We start from the raw sequence: 26,155 nt of genomic DNA on the forward strand, positions 1-26,155 counted from the left end.
ATATAGTGATGACTACAAAAATTAACCGATCCCGCGGCCGGCCGCGGCAATTCGATCCCGACCAGGCGACCGAAGTCGCGCAGCAGCTGTTCCATGCGCGCGGCTACGACGCGGTGAGCGTGGCCGACGTGACCGATGCCCTCGGCATCAAGACGCCCAGCTTTTATTCGGCCTTCGGCAGCAAGGCCGGCCTGTACAACCGGGTCATCGAACGTTACGGCAGCAAGGGCGCCGTCCCGCTCTCCGTCCTGCTGCGCGCCGACCGCCCTGTTGTCGAGTGCCTCAAGGTATTGCTAGAGGAAGCCGCCCGTATCTACTCGGCCGATCCGGACGCGCCCGGCTGCATCGTGCTCGAAGGTTGCCGCAGCACCGACGAAGAAGCCCGCACTGCGGCACGCGCCGCCTACCAGGCTGCCGAACAGGCGGTGCATGACTACATCGCGAAACGCCACCCGGAACAGGCGCAGGAGGTCGCGGCCTACGTCAGCACGGTGATGAATGGCCTGTCCGCGAAAGCCAGGATGGGGCAAAGCCAGGCCAGCCTCCTCGCCAGCGCCCGCCTTGCCGGCCTCGCCCTGGCGCAGGTGCTGCCGGCTTGAGCCTTACGCTGGCCGGCGTGGCTGGCGCAACCGGCAGGCGTCCGCCGCGTCCCGCGCCGGGCGGCTACACTAAGCGGCTGATCCGCCTATCGAGAAAGCCCCGCAAGTGAACACGACCACCCTCCCCGACCGCGCCTACGCCGCCTTCCTGTTCGACATGGACGGCACCCTGCTCACCTCGATCCGCTCCGCCGAGCGCGTCTGGAGCGCCTGGGCGACGCGCCACGGCCTCGACGTCGAGACCTTCCTGCCGACCCTGCACGGCAAGCGTACCCACGACACCATCCGCCAGCTCGGCCTGCCCGGCGTCGACCCGATCGCGGAAGCCGCCTGGATCACGGCGGCCGAGATCGAAGACGTGGCCGACATCGAGGCCATCGAGGGCGCGGCCGCCTTTATCGCCAGCCTGCCGCCCGCATGCTGGGGCATCGTGACCTCGGCGCCGCGCGCGCTGGCCATGGCGCGCCTGAACGCGGCCGGCCTGCCGTCGCACCGGCTGCTGGTGGCGGCCGAGGATGTCGAGCACGGCAAGCCGGCGCCCGATCCCTTCTTGCTGGGCGCACGCAAGCTCGGCGCGGCGCCGGCCGATTGCCTGGTGTTCGAAGACACGCTGACCGGCCTGAAGTCGGCCGCCAGCGCCGGCATGGACAGCATCGTCGTCACCGTCACCCACACGCATCCGCTGGAGATCACCGTGCCCGCCGTGCTCGACTACGCCGACCTGCGCGCCGAGGCCGGCCCGGACGGCCTGCGCGTGCTGCGCAAGCGCGGCTGAACAAGGCGATGCGCATTTCCGCCACAAACTGTCCCCTGGTCCTGCTGCCGGGCTACATGCTGGACGCGTCCCTCTGGGATGAGGTCGTGCCGCTGTTGCAGTGGACTGCGCCCGTGCATCGCCTGCCCTTGAGTCCGGGGGCGACGACGGAAGAGATCGCACGCAGCGTGGCGCAGGCTGCGCCGGAACGCTTCGTGCTGGTCGGTTTTTCCCTGGGCGGGTATATCGCCCGCAAGGTGGCCGAGTTGTATCCGGAGCGGGTGGCGGCGCTGGTGCTGGTGGCCAGTTCGCTCGAGGTCGACAGCGCGGAGCGAACCAAGGCCAAGCAGGATGCGATCAGGGCGCTCGATCCTTCGACTTTCCGCGGCCTGAGCATGGGCGCGATTGCGCAGTCGCTGCATCCAGACCGGCGCGGCGACAGGGAGCTGGTGACGCGGATCAGGGAGATGGGGCGGCGGCTCGGTTACGAGGCGCTGGTGCTGCAGTCGGGGCTGCAGCGGGATGGGATTGCTGCGGCATCGTTGACCTGTCCGACGCTGGTGATCGGGGCGGCGCAGGATCCGCTGCGCAGTGCACGGGAAACCCGCGAGCTGGCCGAAGCCATTCCCGGCGCACGTCTCGACGTCATCGAACAGTCCGGCCACATGCTGCCGCTGGAGCAGCCGGAAGCGCTGGTCAGGGCGATCGCAGCGTTTCTCCACGGGCAGAAGAACGCGCTGTGATTTCCCGTCGTGGCGTCAAGCATTCTTAAGAACGCCTGTCATTTTTCACACGGCCAAACTCCGTTTCACATCGTGGAGTTTGCTGCGAATCAACCCTGCCATAAAATTTCGTTTTACAAGATAACGTTGCGCATCATGAAACAGAATATTCAGGCCATTGAATTTTAAGGGAAAAATAACTCACCAACTCTTATATAAGATATAAGATAGGCCGCCGAATTGGGGCTATGATGAACTCATCCGATCACGATTCGCTGCGCACCACCGCTGGCGGCGAACGCAGGAGATTTCGATTCTTTCTTATGGAGTTCATCATGTCCCAGTACCAGAACGATATCCAGGCCATCACCAGTCTCAAGCAACAGCAGGGCAATGGCTGGCATGCGATCAACCCCGAGTCCGCAGCCCGCATGCGTGCGCAGAACCGTTTCCAGACCGGCCTCGACATCGCCCGCTACACCGCCGGGATCATGCGCCGCGACATGGCGAACTACGACGCCGACCCGTCCCAATACACCCAGTCGCTGGGATGCTGGCATGGCTTCATCGGCCAGCAGAAGATGATCTCCATTAAAAAGCACTTCAACAATACCGAGCGCCGTTACCTCTACCTGTCGGGCTGGATGATTGCCGCGCTGCGCTCGGAATTCGGCCCACTCCCCGACCAGTCGATGCATGAAAAGACCGCGGTGCCCGCTTTGATCCGCGAGCTGTACACCTTCCTGCGCCAGGCCGATGCGCGCGAACTCGGCGGCCTGTTCCGCCAGCTCGACGCCGCGGAAGGCGCAGCGCGCGCCGCGATCCAGGACAAGATCGACAATTTCGTCACCCACGTCGTGCCGATCATCGCCGACATCGATGCCGGTTTCGGCAATGCCGAGGCCACCTATCTGCTGGCCAAGCAGATGATCGAAGCGGGCGCCTGCTGCATCCAGATCGAAAACCAGGTGTCGGACGAGAAGCAATGCGGGCACCAGGACGGCAAGGTCACCGTGCCGCACGAAGACTTCCTGGCCAAGATCCGTGCCGTGCGCTACGCCTTCCTCGAACTGGGCGTGGACGATGGCCTCATCGTGGCGCGTACCGATTCGCTAGGCGCGGGCCTGACCAAGCAGATCGCCTACACCCGCGAGCCGGGCGACCTGGGCGACCAGTACAACAGCTTCCTGGACGTGGAAGATGTTTCGCTCGATGCGATGACGAATGGCGACGTGCTCATCAAGCGCGACGGCAAGCTGCTGCGTCCGAAGCGCCTGCCCAGCAACCTGTTCCAGTTCCGCGAAGGCACCGGCGAGGCGCGCTGCGTACTCGACTGCATCACTTCGCTCCAGAACGGCGCCGACCTGCTGTGGATCGAAACGGAAAAACCGCACATCGCCCAGATCGGCGGCATGGTAAAGGAAATCCGCAAGGTGATTCCGAATGCGAAGCTGGTCTACAACAACAGCCCGTCGTTCAACTGGACCCTGAACTTCCGCCAGCAGGTCTTCGACAGCATGAAGGCCGAGGGTGCCGATGTGTCGCGCTACGAGCGCTCGCAGCTGATGAGCGCCGAATACGACGACTCGGAACTGGCGCGCGAAGCCGACGAACGCATCCGCACCTTCCAGGCCGACGCGGCGCGCGAAGCCGGTATCTTCCATCACCTGATCACGCTGCCCACCTACCACACCGCCGCGCTGTCGACGGATAACCTGGCCAAGGAATACTTCGGCGAGCAGGGCATGCTGGGTTATGTGGCCGGCGTGCAGCGCAAGGAGATCCGCCAGGGCATCGCCTGCGTCAAGCACCAGAATATGTCGGGTTCCGACCTGGGCGACGATCACAAGGAATACTTCAGCGGCGAAGCAGCGCTGAAGGCTTCCGGCAAACTCAACACCATGAACCAGTTCTGAGGAAATTCGCACGCGCAGGCTCGCCACGGCGAGCCTGCGCCGCGTGATCGGCTCGGTTGCACATCGGGCATCGCATTATCCCTGTCGAGGAAGCCACATGAATAGTATGCAAAACGAGGCCCGCGGCACGCTTGCGCTTGCCGGCGCTCGAACGGTCGGACGGGTTGGCATCATCGGCGCCAACGCCATGGGCCTGGACATCGCTGTGAGCCTGCTGGACGCCGACGTCCCGGTGACGCTCTTCGAACCCGAGCGCGCGTCGCTCGACAAGCTGATCGAGAGTGCCCGGTCGGCTTACCGGACTGCGGTCGCGCAAGGCGAGCTTGGGCCGGACGAGCACGACAGACGCATGGCGCTGCTGGCAGGCACGGTCAATTTTCATCACTTGAAAGACTGTGACCTGATTGTCGACGCAGCGTGTACCGACAGGGCCGGCAAGGAGAAGCTGTTTCGCCGGCTGGACCAGGTTGCCAAGCCAGGCGCCGTACTGACGACCCGGGCGTCGGATGCCAGCGTCGAGCACATTGCCGGGTGCACGAGGCGTTCCGGCGATGTGCTTGGTCTGCATCTCTCGCGTTCTTCGGATACAGGGGAGATATGGACGATCGTACCCGGGAAGGACACTTCAGGCGTAAGCCTGGCCACCGTGATCGCACTCGCTCGAAAACTTCATCGCGTCGCCACGGTTCCCGGCACATGCAGAGGCATTGTCAGCGATGCGACAAGCATCGTGCCGGATGCGGATACTGATGTCACAGTCAGATAGACAGCCGCTTCTCTGCCAGAAGTCAGTCTAAACCCGATGCACGACGATGCCTCGATCGGGCATCGGGCTGCGGCACGGCCTTATTCGTGCCGATAGGTACGCGGCTCGAGCGTGTGCTCCTCCAGCGGCGGCGCCGGCGCCACGGTGCCGAGGGACTGCGCCGCCCCATCGCGCTTCGGATACGGCGTCCCATCCTTGTGCGTGTAGCTGTCGGTCGCGCCGTCGTACACCAGGTCGATGTCCGGATAGGTGGCGCGGTCGGCCGGGATGTTCGGCCCGACCGCCAGGAACAGCGCATTGCCCCAGCTGCGGTTGACCAGGTGGTGGCCGTTCGGCTTGCCCGCCGGGAAAGCCGCGCAGTCGCCGGCGCGCATCAGGGTGTCGCCCTCGTCGGTGACCAGGGTCAGTTCCCCAGACACCACCATCACGAATTCGTCTTCATGGCTATGCCAGTGGCGCTGCGAGGAAGCCGCGCCGGGTTTCAGCTCGACCAGGTTGACGCCGAACTGGGTCAGGCCGCCGGCCTCGCCCAGCGCCTGGCGGCTGCGGCCATTGACGATCTCGGCGAAGGGATCGGGATACTTGGTGCCGGTCAGCACCGGGATAACGCTCAGGTCTAGCCGCGACATGCTTGCTCCTTGTGGATTGAGTGGGCCGCGGCTGTGACCGGTAGGTGGCTCCCGTCAGCCGCGCTTCTGCACCAGCGTCAGGATATCGTAACTTGCCACCAGTTCGTCGTTCTGGTTGGTGACCTGCACGTCCCAGGCCACCACACCCTGGCCACGGCCCTGCTCGTCGGTGCGATTCCGGTCGACCTTGCGCTTGCAGGTGAGGCGTGCGCGGATGGTGTCGCCGATCGCCACCGGCGCAACAAAACGCAGGTTGTCCAGGCCGTAGTTGGCCAGCACCGGGCCCGGCGCAGGCGAGACGAACAGCCCCGCCGCGGCCGACAGCACGAAGTAGCCGTGGGCGATGCGCTTGCCGAACTGGGTGTCCTTGGCCGCGATCTCGTCGAAGTGCATGTAGAAGTAGTCGCCCGAGATGCCGCCGAAGTTGACGATGTCGGCTTCGCTCACGGTACGGCGGTGCGTCAAGAGAGAATGGCCGATCTCCAGGTCTTCGAACCAGCGGCGGAACGGGTGGATCTCGCTTTCCTTCACCGCGCCACCGCGCACGTATTCGCCGGTGACGGCGGTCAGCATGGTCGGCGAGCCCTGCACCGCCGCGCGCTGCAGGAAGTGCTTGACGGCGCGGATGCCGCCCAGCTCTTCGCCGCCGCCGGCGCGGCCCGGACCGCCGTGCTTCAGCTGCGGCAGCGGCGAGCCGTGGCCGGTGCTGTCCACGGCCGACTCGCGGTCCAGGATGTGCACGCGGCCGTGCGAGGCAGCCGCGATCGGCACCGCGTGCGCGGCGATCGCCGGGTCTTTGGTCGCCAGCGTCGTCACCAGGCTGCCGCGGCCGCGCGCGGCCAGGTCCAGCGCCTCGTCGATGTCGCGGTAGGTCATCATGGTGCTGACCGGGCCGAAGGCTTCGATGTCGTGCACGGCGGCGTTGATGGACGCGTTGCGGCACAGGAGCAGCGTCGGCGAGAAGAAGGCGCCGGAGGCAACGCCTTCGCCCACCGGGTTGAAGCCGTGGTGGGCGCCGAAGATCACTTCGTTGCCGCGCGCGAGCATCTCGACGCGCTCGCTGACGTCGCGGTGCTGGTCCATCGAGGCCAGCGCGCCCATGCGCACGCCTTCCAGCTTCGGATTGCCGACCACGATTTTCGCCAGGCGCTCGCGCAGGCGCTCGCCCAGCGCATCGGCGTGCTGCTCGGGGACGATGACGCGGCGGATCGCCGTGCATTTCTGGCCGGCCTTGCCGGTCATCTCGCGCGCGACTTCCTTCACGAACAGGTCGAACTCGGGATCGTCCGGGGTGACGTCCGGCGCCAGGATGGCGGCGTTCAGCGAGTCGGCTTCGGCCGTGAACGGGACCGACTCCTTGATGAGATTCGCATTGGCGCGCAGCTTGGCGGCGGTGTCGGCCGAGCCGGTGAAGGTGACCGCGTCGAAGCCGGTCAGGCGGTCGAGCAGGTCGCCGGTCGAGCCGATCACGAGCTGCAGCGCGCCCTCCGGCAGCAGGCCGGATTCATGCATCATCTTGACCACCGCGTGGGTCAGGTAGCTGGTCGCGGTAGCCGGCTTGCCGATGCAGGGCATGGCGGCCAGGAAGCTCGGCGCGAATTTCTCGAGCAGTCCCCAGATCGGGAAGTTGAAGGCGTTGATGTGCACCGCCAGGCCGCCCTTCGGGACCAGGATGTGGGTGCCGGCGAAGCCGCCGCGCTTGCCCAGGTTCATTGCCGGACCTTCGTGCAGCACGTTCGACGAGGGCAGCTCGCGCGAACCCATGCTGGCGTAGGCGAACAGGGTGCCGATGCCGCCTTCGACGTCGACCCAGCTGTCCGGGCGGGTGGCGCCGGTCAGGTGCGAGATTTCGTAGAGTTCTTCCTTGCGCTCCATCAGGTAGAGCGCCAGGGCTTTCAGGCGCTGGGCGCGGGTCTGGAAGTCGAGCTTCATCAGGCCGGGGACGCCAGTCTTGCGGGCGTAGGTGACGGCTTCGTCGAAGTCGAGCTTTTCGGCGTGGGTGTGGTAGACCAGCTGGCCGTCGAGGGCGCTGTGCAGGGGGGTGGCGGCTTCCTGGCCGATCCAGCGGCCGGCGATCCAGCTTTGCAGGGTGCTTGGGGTGTGCATGTTTGGTGTCTCCTCGGGATGACCGTCATTGTTGCAGGCGGTCGGGATGATCGTGGGCCGCGTGCGCGTGGGGACGAGTCCCCACCCTACGTCTGTGCTCTTTGCGGTTGTGGTCGGTTGACGTTCCATACCGCGTGGGCACAGGTGCCCACCCTACGATGTTTTGGGTACGTGGCCGCCGTTGTTTGAAAAATCGAAAACGGGGCGGTTCGGTTCGATTTCGGTGTAGGCCTCGACTTCGCGCATGGTCTTCATGGAGCGCTCGGTCAGCTGGTGGTACTGGCGGGTGCCGAAGCTCTTCCAGGCGATTTCTTCGGGTTTCAGTTCGCGCATCACGCGCGCCGGCGTGCCCATCACCATGCTGCGCGGTGGGATGATCATCTTCGCCTTCACGAAGCTCATCGCGGCGACGATCGATTCCTCGCCGACCACCGCGCCGTCCATCACCACCGCGTTCATGCCGACCATGGCATTGCGGCCCACGCGGCAGCCGTGCAGCACGGCGCCGTGGCCGATGTGGCCGTCGACCTCGATGACGGTCTCGCCGTCCTCGAAGCCGTGCATCACGCAGGTGTCCTGGACGTTGGCGCCCTCTTCCAGGACCAGGCGGCCGAAGTCGCCGCGCAGCGAGGCCAGCGGGCCGATGTAGCAGCGCGGGCCGACGATCACGTCGCCGATCAGGACCGCGGTCGGGTGCACGTAGGCTGTCGGATGCACCACCGGGCGCACGCCGTCGATTTCATAGACCTTCACCATGCTCAGACCCTTTCGATGATCAGGGCGATGCCCTGGCCGACGCCGATGCACATCGTGCACAGCGCGTAACGGCCGCCGGTGCGCTGCAGCTGGTAGACGGCAGCGGTGACCAGGCGTGCGCCGGATGCGCCGAGTGGGTGGCCGAGCGCGATCGCGCCGCCGTTCGGGTTGACGTGTTCAGCGTCATCGGCCAGGCCGAGGTCGCGCAGCACGGCCAGGCTCTGCGATGCGAAAGCTTCGTTCAGCTCGATCACGTCCATCTGCTCGATGGTCAATCCGGTCTGTGCCAGCACCTTCTTCGTGGCTGGAGATGGTCCAAAACCCATGATGCGCGGCGCCAGGCCGGCGGTGGCCATGCCGATGATGCGGGCGCGCGGGGTCAGGCCGAAGCGTTCGGCGGCGCTGCCGGATGCGATCAGGAGGGCGCAGGCGCCATCGTTCACGCCCGAGGCGTTACCGGCGGTAACGGTGCCGTCGGGCGACACGACGCCCTTCAGTTTCGCCAGCGCTTCGATGCTGGTGTCCGGGCGCGGATGCTCGTCGGTGTCGAACACGCGCGAATCGCCCTTCTTCGAGTGAATCGTCACCGGCACGATCTCGTCCTTGAACACGCCGGCCGCGTTGGCGCGCGCCCAGCGCTGCTGGCTGCGGATCGCGAACGCGTCCTGGTCCGCGCGGTTGACGTTGAAATCCTTCGCCACGTTCTCGGCCGTTTCCGGCATCGAGTCGATGCCGTACTTCGCCTTCATCAGCGGATTGACGAAGCGCCAGCCGATGGTGGTGTCCTCGATCTTGGCCGCACGCGAGAAGGCGGAGTCGGCCTTTCCCATCACGAAGGGGGCGCGGGTCATGCTCTCGGAGCCGCCGGCGATGATCAGGTTGGCCTGGCCCGACAGGATGGCGCGCGCGCCGATGCCGACCGCGTCCAGGCTGGAGCCGCACAGGCGGTTGATGGTGTTACCGGGCACCTCGGGCGGCAGGCCGGCCAGCAGGCCTGCCATGTGGCCGACGTTGCGGTTGTCTTCGCCGGCCTGGTTGGCGCAGCCCCAGTACAGGTCGTCGACCATGGTCCAGTCCACGCCCTTGTTGCGCTCGATGAGGGCAGCGATCGGCAATGCCGCCAGGTCGTCGGCGCGCACCGAGGCGAGCGAGCCGCCATAGCGGCCGAAGGGGGTGCGGATGGCGTCGCAGATGAATGCGTCGATCATGAATGTCTCCTTGTATCCTTGGATGCGCTTCAAGTGTTCTTGGTGCGCTTGTCGACCACGCGCCGGGCCTTGCCGGTCATGGTGCGCTCGATGCCCATCGGCGGGGTCAGGGTCACTTTCGTGGTGACGCCGACATAGGTCTTGATGCAGTGCTGCAGCTCGCGGCACAGGGCCTCGACCGTGTCCGCCGCCACGCCGGCCTCGCGCAGTTCGCCGAACACTTCCAGCGTGTCGAGGTGGCCGTCCTTGGCGACGACCAGCTGGTACTGCGGCGCCAGCGCCGGCATCTTGAGGACCAGTTCCTCGATCTGGCTCGGGAACACGTTCACGCCGCGGATGATCAGCATGTCGTCCGAACGGCCGGTGATGCGGCCCATGCGGCGCATCGCGCGCGAGGTGGGCGGCAGCAAACGGGTCAGGTCGCGCGTGCGGTAGCGGATGATGGGCAGCGCTTCCTTCGACAGCGAAGTGAACACCAGCTCGCCCTCTTCGCCGTCGGGCAGCACTTCGCCGGTCTCGGGGTCGATGATCTCGGGGTAGAAATGGTCTTCCCAGATCACCGGGCCATCCTTGCTCTCGATGCATTCGCTGGCCACGCCCGGGCCCATCACTTCGGACAGGCCGTAGATGTCGACCGCGTCGATGCCGGCCTTCTGCTCGATCTCGGCGCGCATGGCGTTGGTCCAGGGCTCGGCGCCGAAGATGCCGACCTGCAGCGGAGACTTCGCCGGGTCCAGCCCCTGGCGCTGGAATTCCTCGACGATGTTCAGCATGTAGGAAGGGGTGACCATGATGATCGAGGGCTTGAAGTCGCAGATCAGCTGGACCTGCTTCTCGGTCTGCCCGCCCGACATCGGCACCACCGTGCAGCCCAGGCGCTCGGCGCCGTAGTGCGCGCCCAGGCCGCCCGTGAACAGGCCATAGCCGTAGGCCACGTGCACCATGTCGCCCGGACGCCCGCCCGCGGCGCGGATCGAGCGCGCGACGACATCGGCCCAGGTGTCGATGTCCCGCTGCGTATAGCCGACCACCGTCGGGCGGCCCGTGGTGCCGGAGGACGCGTGCACCCGCACCACCTGTTCGCGCGGCACGGCGAACAGGCCGAAGGGGTAGTTGTCGCGCAGGGTCTTCTTCTCGGTGAACGGGAACTTCGCCAGGTCGGCGAGGGTTTTCAGGTCCTCGGGATGCACGCCTGCCTCGTCGAAAGCCTTGCGGTAGTGCGGCACGTTCTCGTAGGCGTGCTTCAAGGACCATTTCAGGCGCTCGAGCTGCAGCGCCTGCAGTTCGTCGCGGCTGGCGCGTTCGATCGGTTCCAGCTCGCCGGGCGAGGGAATGCGTTGGACCATCTGTGTCTCCTTCTCAGCTGTGTTTCAGGCGGCGCCTATCAAATGTCGAACTACGCGTTCACCTCTGCCACCATCCCGCTCACGCGGTGCGACTTTCCGCGGAAGAGCGCGATCGTCTTCCCTTCGGCATTGGTCACGGTGACGTCGTAGACGCCGGTCTTGCCGGAAAGCGCCCGCTCCACCGCCTCGGCCGTCATCAGGTCGCCTTCGCGTCCCGGGGACAGGTAATCGATGGTGCAGCCGGCGCCGACCGTGTTGAAATTGTGCGAGTTGCAGGCGAAGGCGAAGGCGCTGTCGGCCAGCATGAAGATGAAGCCGCCGTGGCAGGTCGCATGCCCGTTGAGCATGTCGGCGCGCACGCGCATGCTCATGCGCGCATAGCCGGGGCGGATTGCATCGAGGGTCATGCCCAGCGCCTGGCTGGCCGGGTCGCGTTCGTACATGGTCTTGCCGGCCAGTTCGGCCAGCGCCTGCGGGTCGTGCAGTTGATTGCTGTGCTGGTCGCTATGCATGGAAACGGGCTCCGGTCGGGTTGGCGGCGAGCTTGCGGCGCAAGAGCGGCGAGACGCGGTAGCGGTCTTCGCCATAGGTGGCGGCGAGGTTCGCCAGAACCGTCACCACGTGCTCGATGCCGACGCTGTCGGCCCAGGCCAGCGGCCCGCGCGGGTAGTTCACGCCTTTCTGCATTGCGATGTCGACCGCGATGGCGCTGCACACGCCCTGGTTGACGGCATCGGCCGCTTCGTTGGCGAGCATGGCGACGGTGCGCATCACGGCCATGCCGGGCACGTCGTCGATGCGCGTGACCTCGAAGCCGGCGGCCTGGAACATGCCGACCACGGAGTAATAGGCTTCGTCGCTGCACTGGTCGGCGCGCGCCAGCGCGATGCGGGTCGCCTTGGCGTGATCCAGCAGCAAATCGTAGACCACCGTGTTCGGGTGGTTGTTGGCGGCCGCGCGCTCGGTGGCGCTGCGTCCGTCGGTGAGGAAGATCGCCGCGCCGTTGCAGTGGAAGGCGGGCGCTTCGTGCTTCTCGGCGCCGGCCAGCGGTTCGCGGTGGGTCACGCTGAAGCCGGCATCGGCCAGGCGCGCTTCCATCGGGCTGACGATGCTGTTGGTGATCTCGCGGCGCACGCTGATGCCGACCGTGTTCGGGCGTTCCTGCGCCGGCTCGACCCGGGGCGCCGGCTTCGCGGCATCGGCACCGTAGCGGTAGAAGCCGCGGCCGCTCTTGCGGCCGAGGAAGCCGGCGTTCACCAGTTCCTGCTGCAGGATCGAGGGCGTGTAGCGCTGGTCGCCGTAATAGGCCGCGTGCACCGATTGCGTGACCGAGAAGTTGACGTCGTGGCCGATCAGGTCCATCAGCTCGAAGGGGCCCATGCGGAAACCGCCGCAGTCGCGCATGACGGCGTCCAGCGTGGCCGGATCGGCGGCGCGCTCGAGCAGCAGGCGCAGCGCCTCGGCATAATAGGGGCGCGCCACGCGGTTGACGATGAAGCCGGGCGTCGACTTGGCGTGCACCGGGTCCTTGCCCCAGGCTTCGGCGGTGGCGTAGACGGTGTCGGCGACCGCCTTGCTGGTGGCCAGGCCACTGATCACTTCCACCAGGGCCATCAACGGCACCGGGTTAAAGAAGTGCATGCCGACCAGGCGCTCGGGATGGCGCAGCGGCGCGGCGATCGCGGTCACCGAGATCGACGAGGTATTCGTCGCCAGGATGCAGCGCGCGTCGACGATAGCTTCCAGGTCGGCGAAGAGCGTGCGCTTGGCATCCAGGTTCTCGACGATGGCTTCGATGACGAGCGATGCATCGCTCACCTGGGCCAGCGTGTCGACCGTTTTCAGGCGCTCGCGCGCCAGGTCGGCATCGACCGCGCCCATGCGGCCCTTCTCGACCAGCTTGTCGTAGACCTTGCCGATCTCGGCGATGGCCTTCGCGGCGGCGTCAGGCCGCGTGTCGAACAGGCGCACCTCGTGGCCGCTGGCGGCGGCGATCTGGGCAATGCCCGAGCCCATCGCGCCGCTGCCGATGACGGCAACGACACTCCCCTTGGCGAGTGCCTCCATTCCTACTCTCCCTTGAACTGGGCCGGACGCTTGGCGATGAAGGCGGCGACGCCTTCGCGGTAATCGTGGCTGTAGCCCAGCTCGCGCATCATCGCGCCTTCCAGCTGTAATTGTTCCGGCAGGGTGTTGGCGTAGCTGGCCTGCAGCGCTTTCTTGGTGAAGGCCAGGCCGCGGGTTGCAGCGCTGGCGAAGTGATCGGCCATGGCCATCGCCTCATCCATCAGCGCCTCGTCCGGCACGCAGCGCCAGATCAGGCCCCATTCCTCGGCCTTCTCGGCGGTGAGCTTCTCGCCCAGCATGGCCAGGCCCGTGGCGCGGGCGTGGCCGATCAGGCGCGGCAGGTGCCAGGTACCGCCGGTATCCGGAATCAGGCCCAGCTTGCAGAAGGCCTCGATGAAGCTGGCGGATTTCGCGGCCAGCACGATGTCGCAGGCCAGCGCCAGGTTGGCGCCGGCGCCGGCCGCCACGCCGTTGACGGCGCAGATGACCGGCATCGGCAGCGAGCGCAGGGTCAGCACCAGCGGCGCATAGAATTTTTCCACCGATTCGCCCAGGTCCACGCCCGGCGCACCGGGAGCGACCGCGCGGTCGGCCAGGTCCTGGCCGGCGCAAAAACCCCGGCCGGCGCCGGTCAGCACCAGCACGCGCACCGACTTGTCGGCTTGCAGCTTATCGAGTGCGTCGCGCACTTCGAGGTGCATGGCTTGCGTAAAACTGTTCAGGCGGTCGGGGCGGTTCAGGGTCAGGACGGCGACGCCGTCCTCGATCTTGAATTGAATCGATTCGTAGCTCATGGTGTCTCCTCCAGTTTTATTTTTTACTCGTGCTGGTCGAAATCGACGATCACTTTGTCCGTAATCGGGAAGGACTGGCAGGACAGGACAAAACCGCGCGCCACTTCGTAGTCTTCCAGCGCGTAGTTCACGTCCATCTCGACATTGCCCTCGACGACCTTGCAGCGGCAGGTCGAGCAGACGCCGCCCTTGCAGGAGTAGCGCATGTCGATGCCCGCGCGCAGGCCGGCGTCGAGGATCGATTCCTTGTCCTTGTCCATCGTGAAGCTGGCGGCGCTGCCGTCCATGATCACGGTGACTTCGGTCTGGTGCGCGGCGCCGACCTCGATCTTGCGCGGCTTATGTTCGTGTTTCGGGATGCTGGCGGCGAACAGCTCGATGCGGATCTTCTCCTTCGCCATGCCCGCGTCCTGCAGCGACTTCGAGACGCCCTGCATCATGTCTTCCGGGCCGCAGATGAAGGCGACGTCGATGTCGTTGATGTCGATCCAGTGCTTGAGGAAGGCGCTGCACTTCTCGCCGGTGATGCGGCCGTTGAAGAGTTCGATGTCCTGCGGCTCGCGGCTCATCACATAGACCAGCTTCAGGCGGCCCATGTAGCGGTCCTTCAGGTCGGTCAGCTCGTCGCGGAAGATCACCGACGAGGAGGCGCGGTTGCCGTAGACCAGGGTGAAGCGGCTCTTCGGCTCGGCCTGCAGGGTGGTCTTGATGATCGACAGGATGGGCGTGATGCCGCTGCCGGCGGCAAAGGCCAGGTAATGGCGTTCGCTCTCGGGTTCGAGCGGCACGTTGAAGTGGCCCATCGGCGGCATCACTTCCAGCGTGGCGCCCGGCTGCAGCGATTCGTTGGCCCAGGTCGAGAACACACCGCCGGGCGTGCGCTTGATCGCCACGCGCAGCTGCTCGTCCTGCACCGCCGAGCAGATCGAATACGAGCGGCGCACGTCTTCGCCCTCGATCAGGGCACGCAGGGTCAGGTGCTGGCCCTGCTGGTAGGCGAAGGTTTGCTTCAGTTCCGGCGGCACGGCGAAGGTGACGGCGATGGCGTCGCGCGTCTCGTGCTTCACCTTGGCGACAGTCAGTGGATAGAATTTGCTCATGGTTTAAGCTTTAATGCGCTGGCTTTAATGGCACTTGAAGTAATCGAAAGGCTCGCGGCAATCCAGGCACTTATATAAAGCCTTGCACGGGGTCGAGCCAAACTGGCTGGTGAGCTGGGTGTGCTTCGATCCGCAGTGCGGACAGGCGACTTCGGGCTCGACGAAAGCGCTACGCTTCACACCGCCGCGCAGGCCGCTGATGTCGATTGCCTGCTGCACCGGCGGCGCGATGCCGTAACCCTTGAGGGCCGCCTTGCCGGATTCGCTCATCCAGTCGGTGGTCCAGGCGGGCGAGAGTTGGGTCACGATGCGCAGCTTGTCGATGCCGCGCGCGTGCAGGGCTTCGTTCACGGCGTCCGCAATGACCTGCATTGCCGGACAGCCCGAATAGGTCGGCGTGATCGTCACCACGCACTCGTCGCCAATGAGGGCGACGTCGCGCACGATGCCCAGGTCCACCACCGAGATCACGGGGATCTCGGGGTCGGGCACCTCGCCGAGCCAGGACCAGACCTGCTCGACCGTGACGCCTTGAAGAGTCATTACCACTCCGCTCCCGGATAGGCACGCTGCAGGAACTGCATCTCGGCCAGGATGTAGCCGAGGTGTTCGCTGTGGCGGCCCTGCTTGCCGCCGCGCTGCATCCAGGCGTCGGGCGATGGCATGGTCAAGGTGGCTTCCGCGAAGATCTCGCTGACGTGTTCGAGGAAGGCGGCGCGCAAGCCTTCGACCGGCGGGGCAATGCCCTGCTCGACCATCGCGTTGTCGATCTCGTCGTAGATGAAGACTTCGCCGGTGTACATCCACAGTTCGTCCGCCGCCGCCTGCATCTTCGCGTGGCTGACGTCGGTGCCGTCGCCCAGGCGTACCACCAGGTCGCCGCTGCGGCGCAGGTGATAAGTGATTTCCTTCAGCGACTTCTCGGCGATCTCGGCGATGCGCTGGTCGCTCGATTTCAGCAGGCCCTGCATCAGGAAGTAGTGCCAGGTGTCGAAGAAAAACTGGCGCATCATCGTGTCGGCGTAGCTGCCGTTGGGCTGCTCGACCAGCAGGACGTTGCGGTACGCATGGGCGTCGCGGTGGAAGGCCATGCGGTCTTCGTCGCGGCCTTTGCCTTCGAGTTCGCCGGCGTAGGTCAGCCACATGCGCGTTTGACCCAGCAGGTCCAGCGCGACGTTGGTCAGGGCCATGTCTTCTTCCAAGGCCGGGCCCTTGCCGCAGAGCTGGGAGAGCTGCTGCGAGAGGATCAGGGCGTTGTCGCCCTGGCGCAGCAGATAGTCGAATTTTGCGGTGCTCGCATCCATGGCTGGGCTCACAGGTTCTTCACTTCTTCCGGCATCGGGAAGAAGGTCGGGTGGCGGTAGACCTTGCTGTTGGCCGGCTCGAACAGCGCTTCCTTGTCGGATGGGCTGGAAGCGACGATGTCGGCGGCGCGCACGACCCAGATCGAGACGCCTTCGTTGCGGCGGGTGTAGACGTCGCGTGCGTTGTTGATTGCCATTTCGGCGTCAGGGGCGTGCAGGCTGCCGACGTGCTTGTGGGCGAGGCCGTGCTGGCTGCGGATGAAAACTTCCCACAGGGGCCATTCTTTGCTCATGGTTGTGTCTCCGGTATTCCAGGATGTTTTCGGCTTCGTCAGCCGTATTGGTTTGCGTGCGCTGGGTGAACGCGTGGGCACGGGGTGCCCACCCTACGGATCATTGGCCAGCCTCAGGCGGCGGCCTTGCGGGCGGCCTTCTTTTCGGCGTGGGCGACCAGGGCGTCGCGGAACCATTCGCCGTCATCCCAGGCTTTTACACGGGTGCGCAGGCGCTCGCGGTTGCAGGGGCCGTTGCCCTTCAGGACGTTGTGGAATTCGCTCCAGTCGATCTCGCCGAATTCGTAGTGGCCGGTTTCCTCGTTCCATTTCAGATCGGGGTCGGGAATCGTCAGGCCCAGGTATTCGGCCTGCGGCACGGTCTGGTCGACCATGCGCTGGCGCAGCTCGTCGTTCGAGAACAGCTTGATGCGCCACTTGGTCGATTGCGCGCTGTTCACCGATTCGGCGTCGGACGGGCCGAACATCATCAAGGAAGGCCACCACCAGCGGTTCAGCGCATCCTGCGCCATCGCCTTCTGCTCGAGCGTGCCCTTGGCCAGGCTCATCATGATGTCGTAGCCCTGGCGCGCGTGGAAGGACTCTTCCTTGCAGACGCGGATCATGGCGCGCGAGTACGGGCCGTAGGAGCAGCGGCAGAGCGGGATCTGGTTGATGATGGCCGAGCCGTCGACCAGCCAGCCGATCGCGCCCATGTCGGCCCAGCTCAGGGTCGGATAATTGAAGATGCTCGAGTACTTGGCCTTGCCCGAATGCAGGGCGGCGAGCAGTTCGTCGCGCGAGACGCCCAGGGTTTCGGCGGCGCTGTACAGGTAGAGGCCGTGCCCGGCTTCGTCCTGGATCTTGGCCAGCAGCACCGACTTGCGCTTCAGCGTAGGCGCGCGGGTCACCCAGTTGCCTTCCGGCAGCTGGCCGACGATCTCGGAGTGCGCGTGCTGGGAGATCTGGCGGATCAGGGTCTTGCGGTAGGCCTCGGGCATCCAGTCCTTCGGCTCGATCTTCACACCGGCATCGATGCGGGCCTGGAATGCCTGCTCCTCGGCACTCATGTCGTCTTGCGTCTGGACCTTTTTCAGGCCCGTTTCCACCATCTGTGCGTACATGGTCTGTCTCCCATTGCAAACATCGTGAAAGGATAATACGATACAAAAAACTAGATGTACACCAAAATTTTGAATCATATTGCGAAGCAATAGCAGCAGGAACAAGAACAGGATTCCATGAAGCAAATGAACAGTACCGAGTGGATTGCCCACTGCCTCGCCATCGATCCGCCGCGCTCGAAATCGCTGGTCATGACGATCATGGGAGATACGATTGCGCCGCACGGCGGCGCAACCTGGCTGGGCAGCCTGATCGAACTGCTGGCGCCGTTGGGCGTGACCGACCGCCTGGTGCGCACCAGCGTGTTCCGCCTAGTGCAGGAAGGCTGGCTCACGGCCAGCCGCGAGGGCCGGCGCAGCCGCTATGCCTTCGACCCGAAGTCGCTGCCGCGCTTCCAGCGCGCCGACCGCCGCATCTACGCCCCGCCCGGCCTGCATTGGGACGGCCGCTGGACCCTGGTACTGGCGCCGAACGGCAGCATCGACGGCGAGCTGCGCACGGCGGTGCGCAAGGAATTGCAGTGGGAAGGCTACGCGATGCTGGGGCCGGGGCTGTTGGCGCATCCGGCGGCGGATGTCGAGGGCCTGGCCGATGCCTTGATCCGCACCGGCGCGCAGGGCAAGGTGTTCGTCGTGGGCACCGCCGAGCTGCCGGACGCGGGTTCGCGGCCGCTGCGCGAACTCGTGGACGACGGCTGGGACCTGACCGCCGTGGCCCAAAGCTACCGCGACTTCATCGACCGCTTCACGCCGCTGCTGGCCCTGCTGCGCGACGAAGGCGAGGTCGCGCCCGAGGCCGCGTTCGCGATCCGTTCGCTGCTGATCCACGCCTACCGGCGCCTGCAATTGCACGACCCACTGCTGCCGATCGAGCTGCTGCCCGAGCCCTGGCCGGGGTCGGATGCCTACGAGGTGGCGCGCGCGGTGTACCTGCTGGTGTATGCGCAGGCCGAGCTGCACGTCGATGCGGTGCTGCGGCGCGAGGACGAGGCGGCGCCGGCGGCCGATGAGGCGTTTTATCAGCGGTTTGGCGGGTTACGCGGCTGATCTGGCGTTCGAATCGGTGGGTTCGAGAACCCACCCTACGCCACTTCGATCGGGTTTCCGTAGGGTGGGCACTCGTGCCCACGCGGTCTCACCGTTTGCATGATCGGCGCCATGAAACACGCCCTCGCACCGAATACGAAACCGGGTATCATCTCGGCTTTACGCCATCAACCGGGACACACCATGTCTATCAAGATCAGCAGCCAATTCGACGCTGGCGCCATCGAGGTCGTGAACGCCACGAGCGCGAACGCCATCGACCTGAACATCCGCAAGGATTCGCACGCCGACATCACCCAGTGGTTCTACTTCCGCCTGCAGGGCGCGCAAGGCCAGGCCTGCACGATCCGCTTCCTGAACGCCGGCCAGGCCGCGTATTCGAAGGGCTGGGAAGACTACAACGCGATGGCGAGCTACGACCGCGTCAACTGGTTCCGCGTGCCGACCTCGTTCGACGGCCAGGTCATGACGATCGAGCATACCCCGGGCATGGACAGCGTCTATTACGCCTACTTCGAGCCCTACTCGTGGGAACGCCACCTGGAGCTGCTCGACCGCGCCCAGATGAGCGAGCACGTGCGCATGGTCGACCTCGGTTCGACCGTCGACGGCCGCGACCTGAACATGCTGGTCATCGGCGAACCGGCGCCCGAGAAGAAGAAGGTCTGGGTCATCGCGCGCCAGCACCCGGGCGAGACCATGGCCGAGTGGTTCGTCGAGGGCATGCTCGACGCCCTGCTCGATCCATCGCACCCGTTCGGGCGCCAGCTGCTGAACGAAACCGTGTTCTACGTGGTCCCGAACATGAATCCGGACGGTTCCGTCCGCGGCAACCTGCGCACCAACGCCGCCGGCGCCAACCTGAACCGCGAGTGGCTGAACCCGACCATGGAACGCAGCCCGGAAGTCTTCCTGGTCAAGCAGAAGATGCATGAAACCGGCGTCGACCTGTGCCTGGACGTGCACGGCGACGAAGGCCTGCCCTATGTGTTCGTGGCCGGCAGCGAATCCCTGCCGAACTTCACGGCCGAGCAGGACGCGGCCCAGAAGCGCTTCATCGCCGACTTCAAGATCGCCAGCCCGGACTTCCAGGACGTGCACGGCTACGGCGAATCGCCGTATAGCGAGGAAACCCTGACCATGGGTTCGCCGCACATCACCCACGCCTTCGGCTGCCTGTCGCTGACCCTGGAACTGCCGTTCAAGGACAACGCCAACGACCCGGACCCGCAAGTCGGCTGGGACGGCGCACGCAGCGCCCGCCTCGGCGCAGCGGTGCTGCAGCCGGTGCTGCAGTCGGTCCGCGCGATCAAATAAGCGACCAACTAAGCGACCAAGCACGCAATCGACAAGCGAACGCGGTCTCGAGCGGCAGTCACTCCGGTGACTGCCGCTTTTCTTTACACATACTCCCCGCGGCGCCGGCGGCTTTCTCCAAGTAATTGATTCTATTGACATGGCACAACTTATGCTGTGCTGCCAGCAGTTCAACCCACCAGGAGAAAGGCATGAAAAAGCTGTTGCTCGCGACGCTGTTGACACTGGCCACGCTCGGCGCCGCCCAGGCCGCGCCCATCACGGTGGGTGAACCCACCCTGCCCGGCAACTGCTTTCCTTTCAGCTGCCTGGCAAGCAAGGAAGGCACGCAGTACCAGCAGGTCTACACCGCCGACGCCTTCTCGGGCGCCGGCACGATCGACGGCATCAGCCTGTACCGCGCCATCGGCGGCGGCATGGACGGCGCCACCTTCACCCTCTACCTCTCGACGACCAGCGCCCAGGTCAACGCCCTCGACGGTGCCAACCTGAACGCCAACCTTGGCGCGGACAACAGCTACTTCGGCCAGTACACGATCGGCGGCGAGATGCCCGAGGTCCTGCGCTTCGATGGCCTGCCCTTCCATTACGACCCGGCCCAGGGCAACCTGCTGCTGAACGTCCTCATCTCGGACCCGACCTCCACCGGCGTCCCGACCTCCTACTTCATGGCCGACGGCCGCGGCAGCGTCACCAGCCGGGCCCTGGCCGCAGGCGGCATCTCGGGCGCCGACGAGGCCGGACTGGTCACGACCTTCGACTTCACGCCGGATGGCGAAGTGCCCGAGCCGGCCAGCCTGCTGCTGGTCGGCGCTGGCCTGGCCGTGCTGGCGCGGTCGCGCCGCGCGACACGCAGCGGCGCATGACAGGCCGGCGCGCCAGCGAGTAAGATCACACATGCCCCGCAATCAGGGGCATTTCATCATCATGGAAGGATATTCGACAGCATGAGCATTTTCGCCGCACCCGTCTTCGACGCCACCGTCATCTATAACGGCCAGGAACTCTTCAAGGGCCGGGGCGCCGCCCAGGGCTGGGCCGAGAAGGTCGCCAAGGAACTCGAGACCGAGATCACGGTCGAGAAGATCGGCACCGGCTGGGTGCTGCGCGGCATGGTCGACGGCGTCGACGTTACCTGGGGTATCTACGGCCAGCGACTGAGCCGTATCGAGGCGGCCTGAACGGCAGGTGTTGTGGCCGTTAGGCAACGTGTCGCGCGAGCCTGCGTTTGCCGAAGCACTCTATAATGCATGCTCGGCAATGCCGGCAGCTGCCGGCGGCGCCATCACAACCGGTCGGGCATGCGACGGCTCCACGCCGCCAGCGGCGCAGCAGTCGATCCCGTCCCATCCATAGGCCGTCCATGAGCACCGCTTCTCTCTCGCACAGCGCGCCTCCGGGCGCATCCCCGCGCATGTCCACCGGCATCCCGGGGCTCGACGACATCCTTGGCGGCGGTCTGACCCCGCAGCGGGTCTACCTCGTCGAAGGCACGCCCGGTACCGGCAAGACCACGCTGGGCCTGCAATTCCTGCTCGACGGCGTGGCCCGCGGCGAGCGCGGCCTGTACATCACCCTGTCGGAAACGGCCGACGAACTGCGCGCCGTCGCTGCCAGCCACGGCTGGTCGCTCGATGCGCTGGCGATCCACGAGCTGGCCGGGGACGAGGCGTTCGACCCCGATTCCCAGCAGTCGGTGTTCCACCCGTCGGAGGTCGAGCTGGGCGAGACCACGCGCAGGGTAATGGACGAAGTCGACGGCCTGAAACCGGTGCGCGTGGTGTTCGACAGCATGTCCGAGATGCGCCTGCTGGCCCAGAATCCCCTGCGCTACCGGCGCCAGATCCTCGCGCTGAAACAGTTCTTCGCGGCGCGCGCCTGCACCGTGCTGCTGCTCGACGACAAGTCCAGCGCCTCGGACCAGCACCTCCACAGCATCGCCCACGGCGTCATCAGCCTGGAGCAGATCGCCAAGGAATTCGGCAAGGAGCGGCGCCGCGTGAACATCGTCAAGATGCGCGGCATCCGCTTCCGCGGCGGCTTCCACGACTACAACCTGGACACCGGCGGCATCGTCATCTACCCGCGCCTGGTGGCGGCGGAACACATGCGCGACTTCGCCCCGGCCGTCAGCTCCACCGGCGCGATCGGCTTCGACCGCCTGCTGGGCGGCGGCCTGGTGCGCGGCACCAACACCCTGATGGTGGGACCGTCGGGCATCGGCAAGACCACCCTGTCGGTACGCTGCCTGCTGGCGGCGCTCGAGCGCGGGGAAAAGGGCTCTTTCTACCTGTTCGACGAAGGCATGGGCACCTTCTTCGCGCGCAGCGCCGCGCTCGGCATGGACCTGCGCCCCTACGCCGACAGTGGCCAGTTGCGCATCTCCCACATCGATCCGGCCGAACTGTCGCCCGGCGAATTCGCCCAGATGCTGCGCGACGCGGTTGAACTGCACGAGGTGCGCTTCATCGTCATCGACAGCCTGAACGCCTACCTGCAGGCGATGCCGGGCGAGCAGTACCTGACGCTGCAGATGCACGAGCTGCTGTCCTACCTGAACCAGCAGGGTGTGACCACGGTGCTGGTGCTCGGCCAGCATGGCCTGATCGGCGAAATGCGTACCGACGTCGACCTGAGCTACCTGTCCGATACGACCGTGCTGATGCGCTTCTTCGAGTCGAACGGCCGCCTGCGCCGCGCGCTCACCGTCATCAAGAGCCGCACCGCGACCCACGCGCTGACCATCCATGAGCTGCAGCTCGGCGCCGACGGCGTCCGCATCGGCGAGCCGCTCGAAGGCTTCGAGGGCGTGCTGACCGGCCTGCCCAGCTATCGCGGCCAGACGCCGATGATGGCGACCGATGCCGATGCCGTCCGCTAGCACTGCCGACGAACGCGTCCTGATCTTCGCGCCGCGCGGGCGCGACGCCGAAGTCATGTGCTCGGTCCTCGCGGGCGACGGCTTCGGCTGCGACACCGCAACCGGCTTCGAGACCTTCGTCGAACGCATCGAAGCCGGCGCCGGCGCGGCCGTCGTCGCCGAGGAAGCGCTGGCCGGCGTCGACCTCACGCGCCTGCTCGCCTGGCTCGGGCAGCAGCCGCCCTGGTCGGACTTCCCCTTCGTGGTCTTGCTGGGCAAGGCCATCGGCCCGGCGCCCGAGGGCGCCCGCGCCCGCATCCACGAACTCGGCAACGTGATCCTGCTCGAGCGCCCAATCAATACCCAGACCCTGCGCAGCGCCGTGGCCTCGGCCCTGCGCGCCCGCCGCCGCCAGTACCAGGCGCGCGACGTGCTGGCCGACCGCGAGCGCACCGCCGCCAGCCTGCTGCAAAGCCAGCAGGCCCTGGTCAACCTGAACGAGACGCTGGAGGTGCGCATCGAGGAACGCACGCGCGCCCTGGCCCAGGCCAACGACCGCCTGATGAACGAGGTGATCGAGCGCGAGCGCGTCCAGCAGGCGATGGTCCAGTTCCAGAAAATGGAAGCGGTCGGCCGCCTCACCGGCGGCATCGCGCACGACTTCAACAACCTGCTCAACGTGGTCCAGGGCAGCATGGACCTGATCCTGCTGACCTCGAAGGACGAGGCCGCGAAGAAGCGCGCCGACATCGCGCGCCGCGCCTGCCAGCGCGGCGGCAAGCTCACCAGCCAGTTGCTGGCCTTCTCGCGCAACCAGAGCCTGGACCTGCGCCGGATCGACGCCGGCGCCCTGTTCGAGGGTGTGCGCGAACTGGTCGCCACCTCGCTCGGCTCGAGCATCCGCCTGCACTTCGAGGTCGATACGCCGGGCATCGGCGTGATGGCCGACACCAACCAGATGGAGATGGCGCTCCTGAACCTGGCGATCAACGCCCGCGACGCCATGCCGGACGGCGGCGAGCTGCGCTTTTCGGCGGGCGCGGCCACGCCGCCCGCGGGCCTGCTGCCGGCGGGCGACTACGTGCGCATCGCCGTCACCGACAGCGGCCAGGGCATGCCGCCGGAGATCGCGGCGCGCGTCTTCGAGCCCTTCTTCACGACCAAAGGCGTGGGCAAGGGAACGGGGCTGGGCCTGAGCCAGGTCTACGGCATGGCCCAGCAGTCAGGCGGCGCGGCGCGCATCCTGAGCGAAGCGGGCGTCGGCACGACGGTCGAGATCTGGCTGCGCGCGGGCGGAGGGAAAGACGACGCGGCAGCGGCGCCCGCAACGAGGTTGCCGCCGGCGCGCCGCAGCGGCCGCATCCTGGTGGTCGAAGACGACGATTTCGTACGCCAGTCGATGGTCGAATCGCTCGAGGCGCTCGGCCACACGGTGGCGCAGGCGGCCGACGGCGAAGCGGGCCTGCGCGAACTGCAGCGGGCGCGGCCCGACCTGATCATCACCGACTACCTGATGCCGGGCATGACCGGCGCCGAGCTGGTGCAAAGGGCGCGGCGCAGCTTCCCGGACGTACCGATGATGATCGCCACCGGCTATGCCGACATGCGCGCCATCGAAGAAGTGATTGCGGAAGACATGGTGTTGCGCAAGCCCTTCCAGCTGGCCGAACTGGCGGCAAGCGTGGAGCGGGCGCTGGAAAAAACGAGCAGGCGGCCGGCGCGGCGGCCAGGACTAGCCGGCGGCAGTGATTGACGTCAGTTGCCGGCTTCAGGCGCCGGCGTCAGGCGCGATCCACGCCCCGATCAGAGCTCCACGCCGAGGTGCTGCTTGACCCAGGCGTGGGCGTCGTCGACGGTGTCGAAGTGCACGGTGGCGATCACCGTCTTGTCGCCGGCCAGGCAGCTGGCGTAGACGCGCTTCTCGTCGCTCGAGCTGAGCAGGTCGGATTGTGGCGAGAGCTCGACCGAGGCCACCAGGTCCAGGTTCAGCAGGACCGCCTTTTTCGGATTGTTTTCCTTATCGATGCGAACGAATTTGCTCATGGCATTCTCCTGATTTAGTTACCCGCCACGACCATCTTTTCGATCAGGATCGATCCGGTCGATTTATTGCCGCGCTGCAGTACGTCGTTGCCGACGCCGACGATTTGCTGGAACATCTCGCGCATGTTGCCGGCGATCGTGATTTCCTCGACCGGGTACTGGATGACGCCATTCTCCACCCAATAGCCGGACGCGCCGCGCGAATAATCGCCGGTAACGTAGTTCACGCCCTGCCCCATCAGCTCGGTGACCAGCAGGCCGGTGCCCATCTTGCGCAGCATGCCCTCGAAGGTGTCGGCCAGCTTGGTCTCGTCGGAAGTGATCGTCAGGTTGTGCGAACCGCCGGCGTTGCCGGTGGTCTGCATGCCGAGCTTGCGCGCCGAGTACGAGGACAGGAAGTAACCCTGCAGCACGCCGTCCTTGACGACCTTGCGGCGCACCGTGCGCACGCCCTCTTCGTCGAAGGGAGAAGAACCGACTTCGCCGATCAGGTGCGGGTCTTCGACGACCTGGATGTGATCCGGGAAGACCGATTTGCCCAGGGTATCGAGCAGGAAGCTCGACTTGCGGTACAGCGAACCACCCGACACCGCCTGCACGAAAGCGCCCAGCAGGCCGGCGGCCAGCGGCGCCTCGAACAGCACCGGGCAGGTGCGGGTATCGAGCTTGCGTGCGTTCAGGCGCGCCAGGGCGCGCTCGGCGGCGTAGCGGCCCACCGCTTCCGGCTTGGCCAGCTTCTTCGGATCGCGCGCCGAGGTATACCAGTCGTCGCGCTGCATGTGATTGCCCTTGCCGGCGATCGGCGCCACCGACATCGTGTGGCGCGAGAACGGATAGCCGCCAATGAAGCCGCGCGTATTCGCCGCGACAAAATGCGATTGCTGCACGTAGACGCTGGCGCCTTCGCTGTTGGTGATGCGCCGGTCGACCTCGAAGGCGGCGTTCTCGCAGCGCTGGGCCAGTTCGACCGCTTCCTCGGTGCTGATCTGCCACGGGTAGCACAGGCGCAGGTCGCGCGGGTTCATTTCCAGCATGTCGGCGTCGGGCAGGCCGGCGCAGTCGTCCTCGGCGGTGAAGCGGGCGATGTTCCAGGCCGCTTCCACGGTCGCCTTCAGCGAAGCTTCGGAAAAGTCCGAGGTGCTGGCGTTGCCGCGGCGCTGGCCGCTGTAGACGGTAACGCCGATGCCCTTGTCCCGGTTTTGCTCGATGGTCTCGATATTGCCTCGACGTACCGACACCGACAACCCGCTCCCCTCGCTGATCTCCACCGACGCATCGGTGGCGCCCTGTTCGCGGGCAAAGGCGAGCACATTGCGCGCCAGTTCCTTCAACTGGTCCTGGGTGTGGGTAAAAACGGTGTCGTTCATGTCGTGTTTTTCGTAGCGAGCCCTAAAACAGTTATCATAGCAGCCGTTTACTGTTTTC

The 26,155-nt window shown here is 66.0% G+C and carries 26 protein-coding genes; 11 read left to right on the forward strand and 15 right to left on the reverse strand.

Annotated features, from left to right (window positions below; genetic code table 11):
* The first annotated feature begins 8 nt into the window (after window positions 1-8).
* The 5 genes from ACFOPH_RS15655 (at window position 9) to ACFOPH_RS15675 (ending at window position 4,757) form a co-directional block, all read left to right on the forward strand.
* Window positions 9-599 (forward strand): TetR/AcrR family transcriptional regulator, encoded by a 591-nt coding sequence (locus ACFOPH_RS15655; protein WP_312547717.1) that lies wholly within the window; start codon window positions 9-11, stop codon window positions 597-599.
* A gap of 106 nt (window positions 600-705) precedes the next feature.
* Complete coding sequence (locus ACFOPH_RS15660; RefSeq protein WP_379736271.1) at window positions 706-1,374, forward strand: HAD-IA family hydrolase; 669 nt, start codon at window positions 706-708, stop codon at window positions 1,372-1,374.
* 8 nt (window positions 1,375-1,382) lie between these two features.
* Window positions 1,383-2,096, forward strand: coding sequence for an alpha/beta fold hydrolase (locus ACFOPH_RS15665; RefSeq protein ID WP_379736273.1), 714 nt, complete (start codon window positions 1,383-1,385; stop codon window positions 2,094-2,096).
* A 314-nt stretch (window positions 2,097-2,410) separates the two neighbouring features.
* Entirely contained in the window at window positions 2,411-3,991 is a 1,581-nt protein-coding gene (locus ACFOPH_RS15670; protein WP_379736275.1) for an isocitrate lyase, read from the forward strand.
* A gap of 97 nt (window positions 3,992-4,088) precedes the next feature.
* Window positions 4,089-4,757 (forward strand): 3-hydroxyacyl-CoA dehydrogenase NAD-binding domain-containing protein, encoded by a 669-nt coding sequence (locus tag ACFOPH_RS15675; RefSeq protein ID WP_312547723.1) that lies wholly within the window; start codon window positions 4,089-4,091, stop codon window positions 4,755-4,757.
* Window positions 4,758-4,837: 80 nt separating this feature from the next.
* Here the strand turns inward: ACFOPH_RS15675 and ACFOPH_RS15680 are convergent, their stop codons facing one another.
* The 13 genes from ACFOPH_RS15680 to paaA all read right to left on the reverse strand — a co-directional run bounded on the left by ACFOPH_RS15680 (window position 4,838) and on the right by paaA (window position 17,463).
* Window positions 4,838-5,386, reverse strand: coding sequence for a cupin domain-containing protein (locus ACFOPH_RS15680; RefSeq protein WP_312547724.1), 549 nt, complete (start codon window positions 5,384-5,386; stop codon window positions 4,838-4,840).
* A gap of 54 nt (window positions 5,387-5,440) precedes the next feature.
* Entirely contained in the window at window positions 5,441-7,492 is a 2,052-nt protein-coding gene (gene paaZ / locus ACFOPH_RS15685; RefSeq protein ID WP_379736278.1) for a phenylacetic acid degradation bifunctional protein PaaZ, read from the reverse strand.
* 153 nt (window positions 7,493-7,645) lie between these two features.
* The gene (locus tag ACFOPH_RS15690; protein ID WP_379736280.1) at window positions 7,646-8,248 is read right to left on the reverse strand and encodes a phenylacetic acid degradation protein PaaY; all 603 of its coding nucleotides are present in this window, start codon (window positions 8,246-8,248) and stop codon (window positions 7,646-7,648) included.
* Between the two features lie 2 nt (window positions 8,249-8,250).
* Window positions 8,251-9,456: a 3-oxoadipyl-CoA thiolase gene (gene pcaF / locus ACFOPH_RS15695; RefSeq protein WP_312547728.1), complete on the reverse strand. Its 1,206-nt coding sequence runs from the start codon at window positions 9,454-9,456 to the stop codon at window positions 8,251-8,253.
* A 29-nt stretch (window positions 9,457-9,485) separates the two neighbouring features.
* Window positions 9,486-10,802: a phenylacetate--CoA ligase PaaK gene (gene paaK, locus ACFOPH_RS15700; protein WP_379736282.1), complete on the reverse strand. Its 1,317-nt coding sequence runs from the start codon at window positions 10,800-10,802 to the stop codon at window positions 9,486-9,488.
* Window positions 10,803-10,852: 50 nt separating this feature from the next.
* Window positions 10,853-11,314, reverse strand: a complete 462-nt coding sequence (gene paaI / locus ACFOPH_RS15705) for a hydroxyphenylacetyl-CoA thioesterase PaaI (protein WP_312547731.1) — start codon at window positions 11,312-11,314, stop codon at window positions 10,853-10,855.
* Window positions 11,307-12,869: a 3-hydroxyacyl-CoA dehydrogenase PaaH gene (gene paaH, locus ACFOPH_RS15710; protein ID WP_379736284.1), complete on the reverse strand. Its 1,563-nt coding sequence runs from the start codon at window positions 12,867-12,869 to the stop codon at window positions 11,307-11,309. The genes paaI and paaH overlap by 8 nt, the downstream gene beginning before the upstream one ends.
* Window positions 12,870-12,871: 2 nt before the next feature.
* Window positions 12,872-13,663 (reverse strand): 2-(1,2-epoxy-1,2-dihydrophenyl)acetyl-CoA isomerase PaaG, encoded by a 792-nt coding sequence (gene paaG, locus ACFOPH_RS15715; RefSeq protein ID WP_379736286.1) that lies wholly within the window; start codon window positions 13,661-13,663, stop codon window positions 12,872-12,874.
* 23 nt (window positions 13,664-13,686) lie between these two features.
* On the reverse strand, window positions 13,687-14,763 hold the full coding sequence (paaE, locus tag ACFOPH_RS15720) for a 1,2-phenylacetyl-CoA epoxidase subunit PaaE (protein WP_379736288.1): 1,077 nt from the start codon (window positions 14,761-14,763) through the stop codon (window positions 13,687-13,689).
* 24 nt (window positions 14,764-14,787) lie between these two features.
* Window positions 14,788-15,306, reverse strand: a complete 519-nt coding sequence (gene paaD / locus ACFOPH_RS15725) for a 1,2-phenylacetyl-CoA epoxidase subunit PaaD (protein WP_312547735.1) — start codon at window positions 15,304-15,306, stop codon at window positions 14,788-14,790.
* The gene (gene paaC, locus ACFOPH_RS15730; RefSeq protein ID WP_379736290.1) at window positions 15,306-16,067 is read right to left on the reverse strand and encodes a 1,2-phenylacetyl-CoA epoxidase subunit PaaC; all 762 of its coding nucleotides are present in this window, start codon (window positions 16,065-16,067) and stop codon (window positions 15,306-15,308) included. Before paaC ends, paaD begins: the two co-directional genes overlap by 1 nt.
* A gap of 8 nt (window positions 16,068-16,075) precedes the next feature.
* Complete coding sequence (gene paaB, locus ACFOPH_RS15735) at window positions 16,076-16,360, reverse strand: 1,2-phenylacetyl-CoA epoxidase subunit PaaB (protein WP_020651929.1); 285 nt, start codon at window positions 16,358-16,360, stop codon at window positions 16,076-16,078.
* Window positions 16,361-16,473: 113 nt separating this feature from the next.
* Window positions 16,474-17,463: a 1,2-phenylacetyl-CoA epoxidase subunit PaaA gene (gene paaA, locus ACFOPH_RS15740; RefSeq protein WP_379736293.1), complete on the reverse strand. Its 990-nt coding sequence runs from the start codon at window positions 17,461-17,463 to the stop codon at window positions 16,474-16,476.
* Window positions 17,464-17,580: 117 nt separating this feature from the next.
* On the opposite strand from paaA, the gene paaX reads away from it, so the two are divergent.
* From paaX to ACFOPH_RS15770, 6 genes are all read left to right on the forward strand, one after another.
* Window positions 17,581-18,510: a phenylacetic acid degradation operon negative regulatory protein PaaX gene (paaX, locus tag ACFOPH_RS15745; protein ID WP_379736295.1), complete on the forward strand. Its 930-nt coding sequence runs from the start codon at window positions 17,581-17,583 to the stop codon at window positions 18,508-18,510.
* Between the two features lie 183 nt (window positions 18,511-18,693).
* Window positions 18,694-19,827, forward strand: a complete 1,134-nt coding sequence (locus ACFOPH_RS15750; RefSeq protein ID WP_379736297.1) for a M14 family metallopeptidase — start codon at window positions 18,694-18,696, stop codon at window positions 19,825-19,827.
* 191 nt (window positions 19,828-20,018) lie between these two features.
* Complete coding sequence (locus tag ACFOPH_RS15755; RefSeq protein ID WP_312547741.1) at window positions 20,019-20,693, forward strand: PEP-CTERM sorting domain-containing protein; 675 nt, start codon at window positions 20,019-20,021, stop codon at window positions 20,691-20,693.
* Window positions 20,694-20,774: 81 nt separating this feature from the next.
* The gene (locus tag ACFOPH_RS15760) at window positions 20,775-21,008 is read left to right on the forward strand and encodes a hypothetical protein (protein WP_379736299.1); all 234 of its coding nucleotides are present in this window, start codon (window positions 20,775-20,777) and stop codon (window positions 21,006-21,008) included.
* A gap of 182 nt (window positions 21,009-21,190) precedes the next feature.
* On the forward strand, window positions 21,191-22,708 hold the full coding sequence (locus ACFOPH_RS15765; protein WP_312547744.1) for an ATPase domain-containing protein: 1,518 nt from the start codon (window positions 21,191-21,193) through the stop codon (window positions 22,706-22,708).
* Window positions 22,695-24,440, forward strand: coding sequence for a response regulator (locus ACFOPH_RS15770; RefSeq protein ID WP_312547745.1), 1,746 nt, complete (start codon window positions 22,695-22,697; stop codon window positions 24,438-24,440). Before ACFOPH_RS15765 ends, ACFOPH_RS15770 begins: the two co-directional genes overlap by 14 nt.
* 50 nt (window positions 24,441-24,490) lie before the next feature.
* Here the strand turns inward: ACFOPH_RS15770 and ACFOPH_RS15775 are convergent, their stop codons facing one another.
* Together ACFOPH_RS15775 and pmbA are read right to left on the reverse strand one after the other, a co-directional pair.
* Entirely contained in the window at window positions 24,491-24,730 is a 240-nt protein-coding gene (locus ACFOPH_RS15775; protein ID WP_379736302.1) for a hypothetical protein, read from the reverse strand.
* A gap of 14 nt (window positions 24,731-24,744) precedes the next feature.
* Window positions 24,745-26,097, reverse strand: coding sequence for a metalloprotease PmbA (gene pmbA / locus ACFOPH_RS15780; RefSeq protein WP_379736304.1), 1,353 nt, complete (start codon window positions 26,095-26,097; stop codon window positions 24,745-24,747).
* Window positions 26,098-26,155: the final 58 nt, after the last annotated feature.

It is taken from the genome of Massilia haematophila, from assembly GCF_042647645.1.
In the GTDB taxonomy this organism is placed as follows: domain Bacteria; phylum Pseudomonadota; class Gammaproteobacteria; order Burkholderiales; family Burkholderiaceae_D; genus Telluria; species Telluria haematophila.

Excerpts from the sequence above, each read along its gene's own strand:
- ACFOPH_RS15655 (WP_312547717.1), top strand. The coding sequence starts at position 9 with ATGACTACAAAAATTAACCGATCCCGCGGCCGGCCGCGGCAATTCGAT.
- ACFOPH_RS15665 (WP_379736273.1), top strand. The coding sequence starts at position 1,383 with ATGCGCATTTCCGCCACAAACTGTCCCCTGGTCCTGCTGCCGGGCTAC.
- ACFOPH_RS15670 (WP_379736275.1), top strand. The coding sequence starts at position 2,411 with ATGTCCCAGTACCAGAACGATATCCAGGCCATCACCAGTCTCAAGCAA.
- ACFOPH_RS15675 (WP_312547723.1), top strand. The coding sequence starts at position 4,089 with ATGAATAGTATGCAAAACGAGGCCCGCGGCACGCTTGCGCTTGCCGGC.
- ACFOPH_RS15680 (WP_312547724.1), bottom strand. The coding sequence starts at position 5,386 with ATGTCGCGGCTAGACCTGAGCGTTATCCCGGTGCTGACCGGCACCAAG.
- paaZ (WP_379736278.1), bottom strand. The coding sequence starts at position 7,492 with ATGCACACCCCAAGCACCCTGCAAAGCTGGATCGCCGGCCGCTGGATC.
- ACFOPH_RS15690 (WP_379736280.1), bottom strand. The coding sequence starts at position 8,248 with ATGGTGAAGGTCTATGAAATCGACGGCGTGCGCCCGGTGGTGCATCCG.
- pcaF (WP_312547728.1), bottom strand. The coding sequence starts at position 9,456 with ATGATCGACGCATTCATCTGCGACGCCATCCGCACCCCCTTCGGCCGC.
- paaK (WP_379736282.1), bottom strand. The coding sequence starts at position 10,802 with ATGGTCCAACGCATTCCCTCGCCCGGCGAGCTGGAACCGATCGAACGC.
- paaI (WP_312547731.1), bottom strand. The coding sequence starts at position 11,314 with ATGCATAGCGACCAGCACAGCAATCAACTGCACGACCCGCAGGCGCTG.
- paaH (WP_379736284.1), bottom strand. The coding sequence starts at position 12,869 with ATGGAGGCACTCGCCAAGGGGAGTGTCGTTGCCGTCATCGGCAGCGGC.
- paaG (WP_379736286.1), bottom strand. The coding sequence starts at position 13,663 with ATGAGCTACGAATCGATTCAATTCAAGATCGAGGACGGCGTCGCCGTC.
- paaE (WP_379736288.1), bottom strand. The coding sequence starts at position 14,763 with ATGAGCAAATTCTATCCACTGACTGTCGCCAAGGTGAAGCACGAGACG.
- paaD (WP_312547735.1), bottom strand. The coding sequence starts at position 15,306 with ATGACTCTTCAAGGCGTCACGGTCGAGCAGGTCTGGTCCTGGCTCGGC.
- paaC (WP_379736290.1), bottom strand. The coding sequence starts at position 16,067 with ATGGATGCGAGCACCGCAAAATTCGACTATCTGCTGCGCCAGGGCGAC.
- paaB (WP_020651929.1), bottom strand. The coding sequence starts at position 16,360 with ATGAGCAAAGAATGGCCCCTGTGGGAAGTTTTCATCCGCAGCCAGCAC.
- paaA (WP_379736293.1), bottom strand. The coding sequence starts at position 17,463 with ATGTACGCACAGATGGTGGAAACGGGCCTGAAAAAGGTCCAGACGCAA.
- paaX (WP_379736295.1), top strand. The coding sequence starts at position 17,581 with ATGAAGCAAATGAACAGTACCGAGTGGATTGCCCACTGCCTCGCCATC.
- ACFOPH_RS15750 (WP_379736297.1), top strand. The coding sequence starts at position 18,694 with ATGTCTATCAAGATCAGCAGCCAATTCGACGCTGGCGCCATCGAGGTC.
- ACFOPH_RS15755 (WP_312547741.1), top strand. The coding sequence starts at position 20,019 with ATGAAAAAGCTGTTGCTCGCGACGCTGTTGACACTGGCCACGCTCGGC.
- ACFOPH_RS15760 (WP_379736299.1), top strand. The coding sequence starts at position 20,775 with ATGAGCATTTTCGCCGCACCCGTCTTCGACGCCACCGTCATCTATAAC.
- ACFOPH_RS15765 (WP_312547744.1), top strand. The coding sequence starts at position 21,191 with ATGAGCACCGCTTCTCTCTCGCACAGCGCGCCTCCGGGCGCATCCCCG.
- ACFOPH_RS15770 (WP_312547745.1), top strand. The coding sequence starts at position 22,695 with ATGCCGTCCGCTAGCACTGCCGACGAACGCGTCCTGATCTTCGCGCCG.
- ACFOPH_RS15775 (WP_379736302.1), bottom strand. The coding sequence starts at position 24,730 with ATGAGCAAATTCGTTCGCATCGATAAGGAAAACAATCCGAAAAAGGCG.
- pmbA (WP_379736304.1), bottom strand. The coding sequence starts at position 26,097 with ATGAACGACACCGTTTTTACCCACACCCAGGACCAGTTGAAGGAACTG.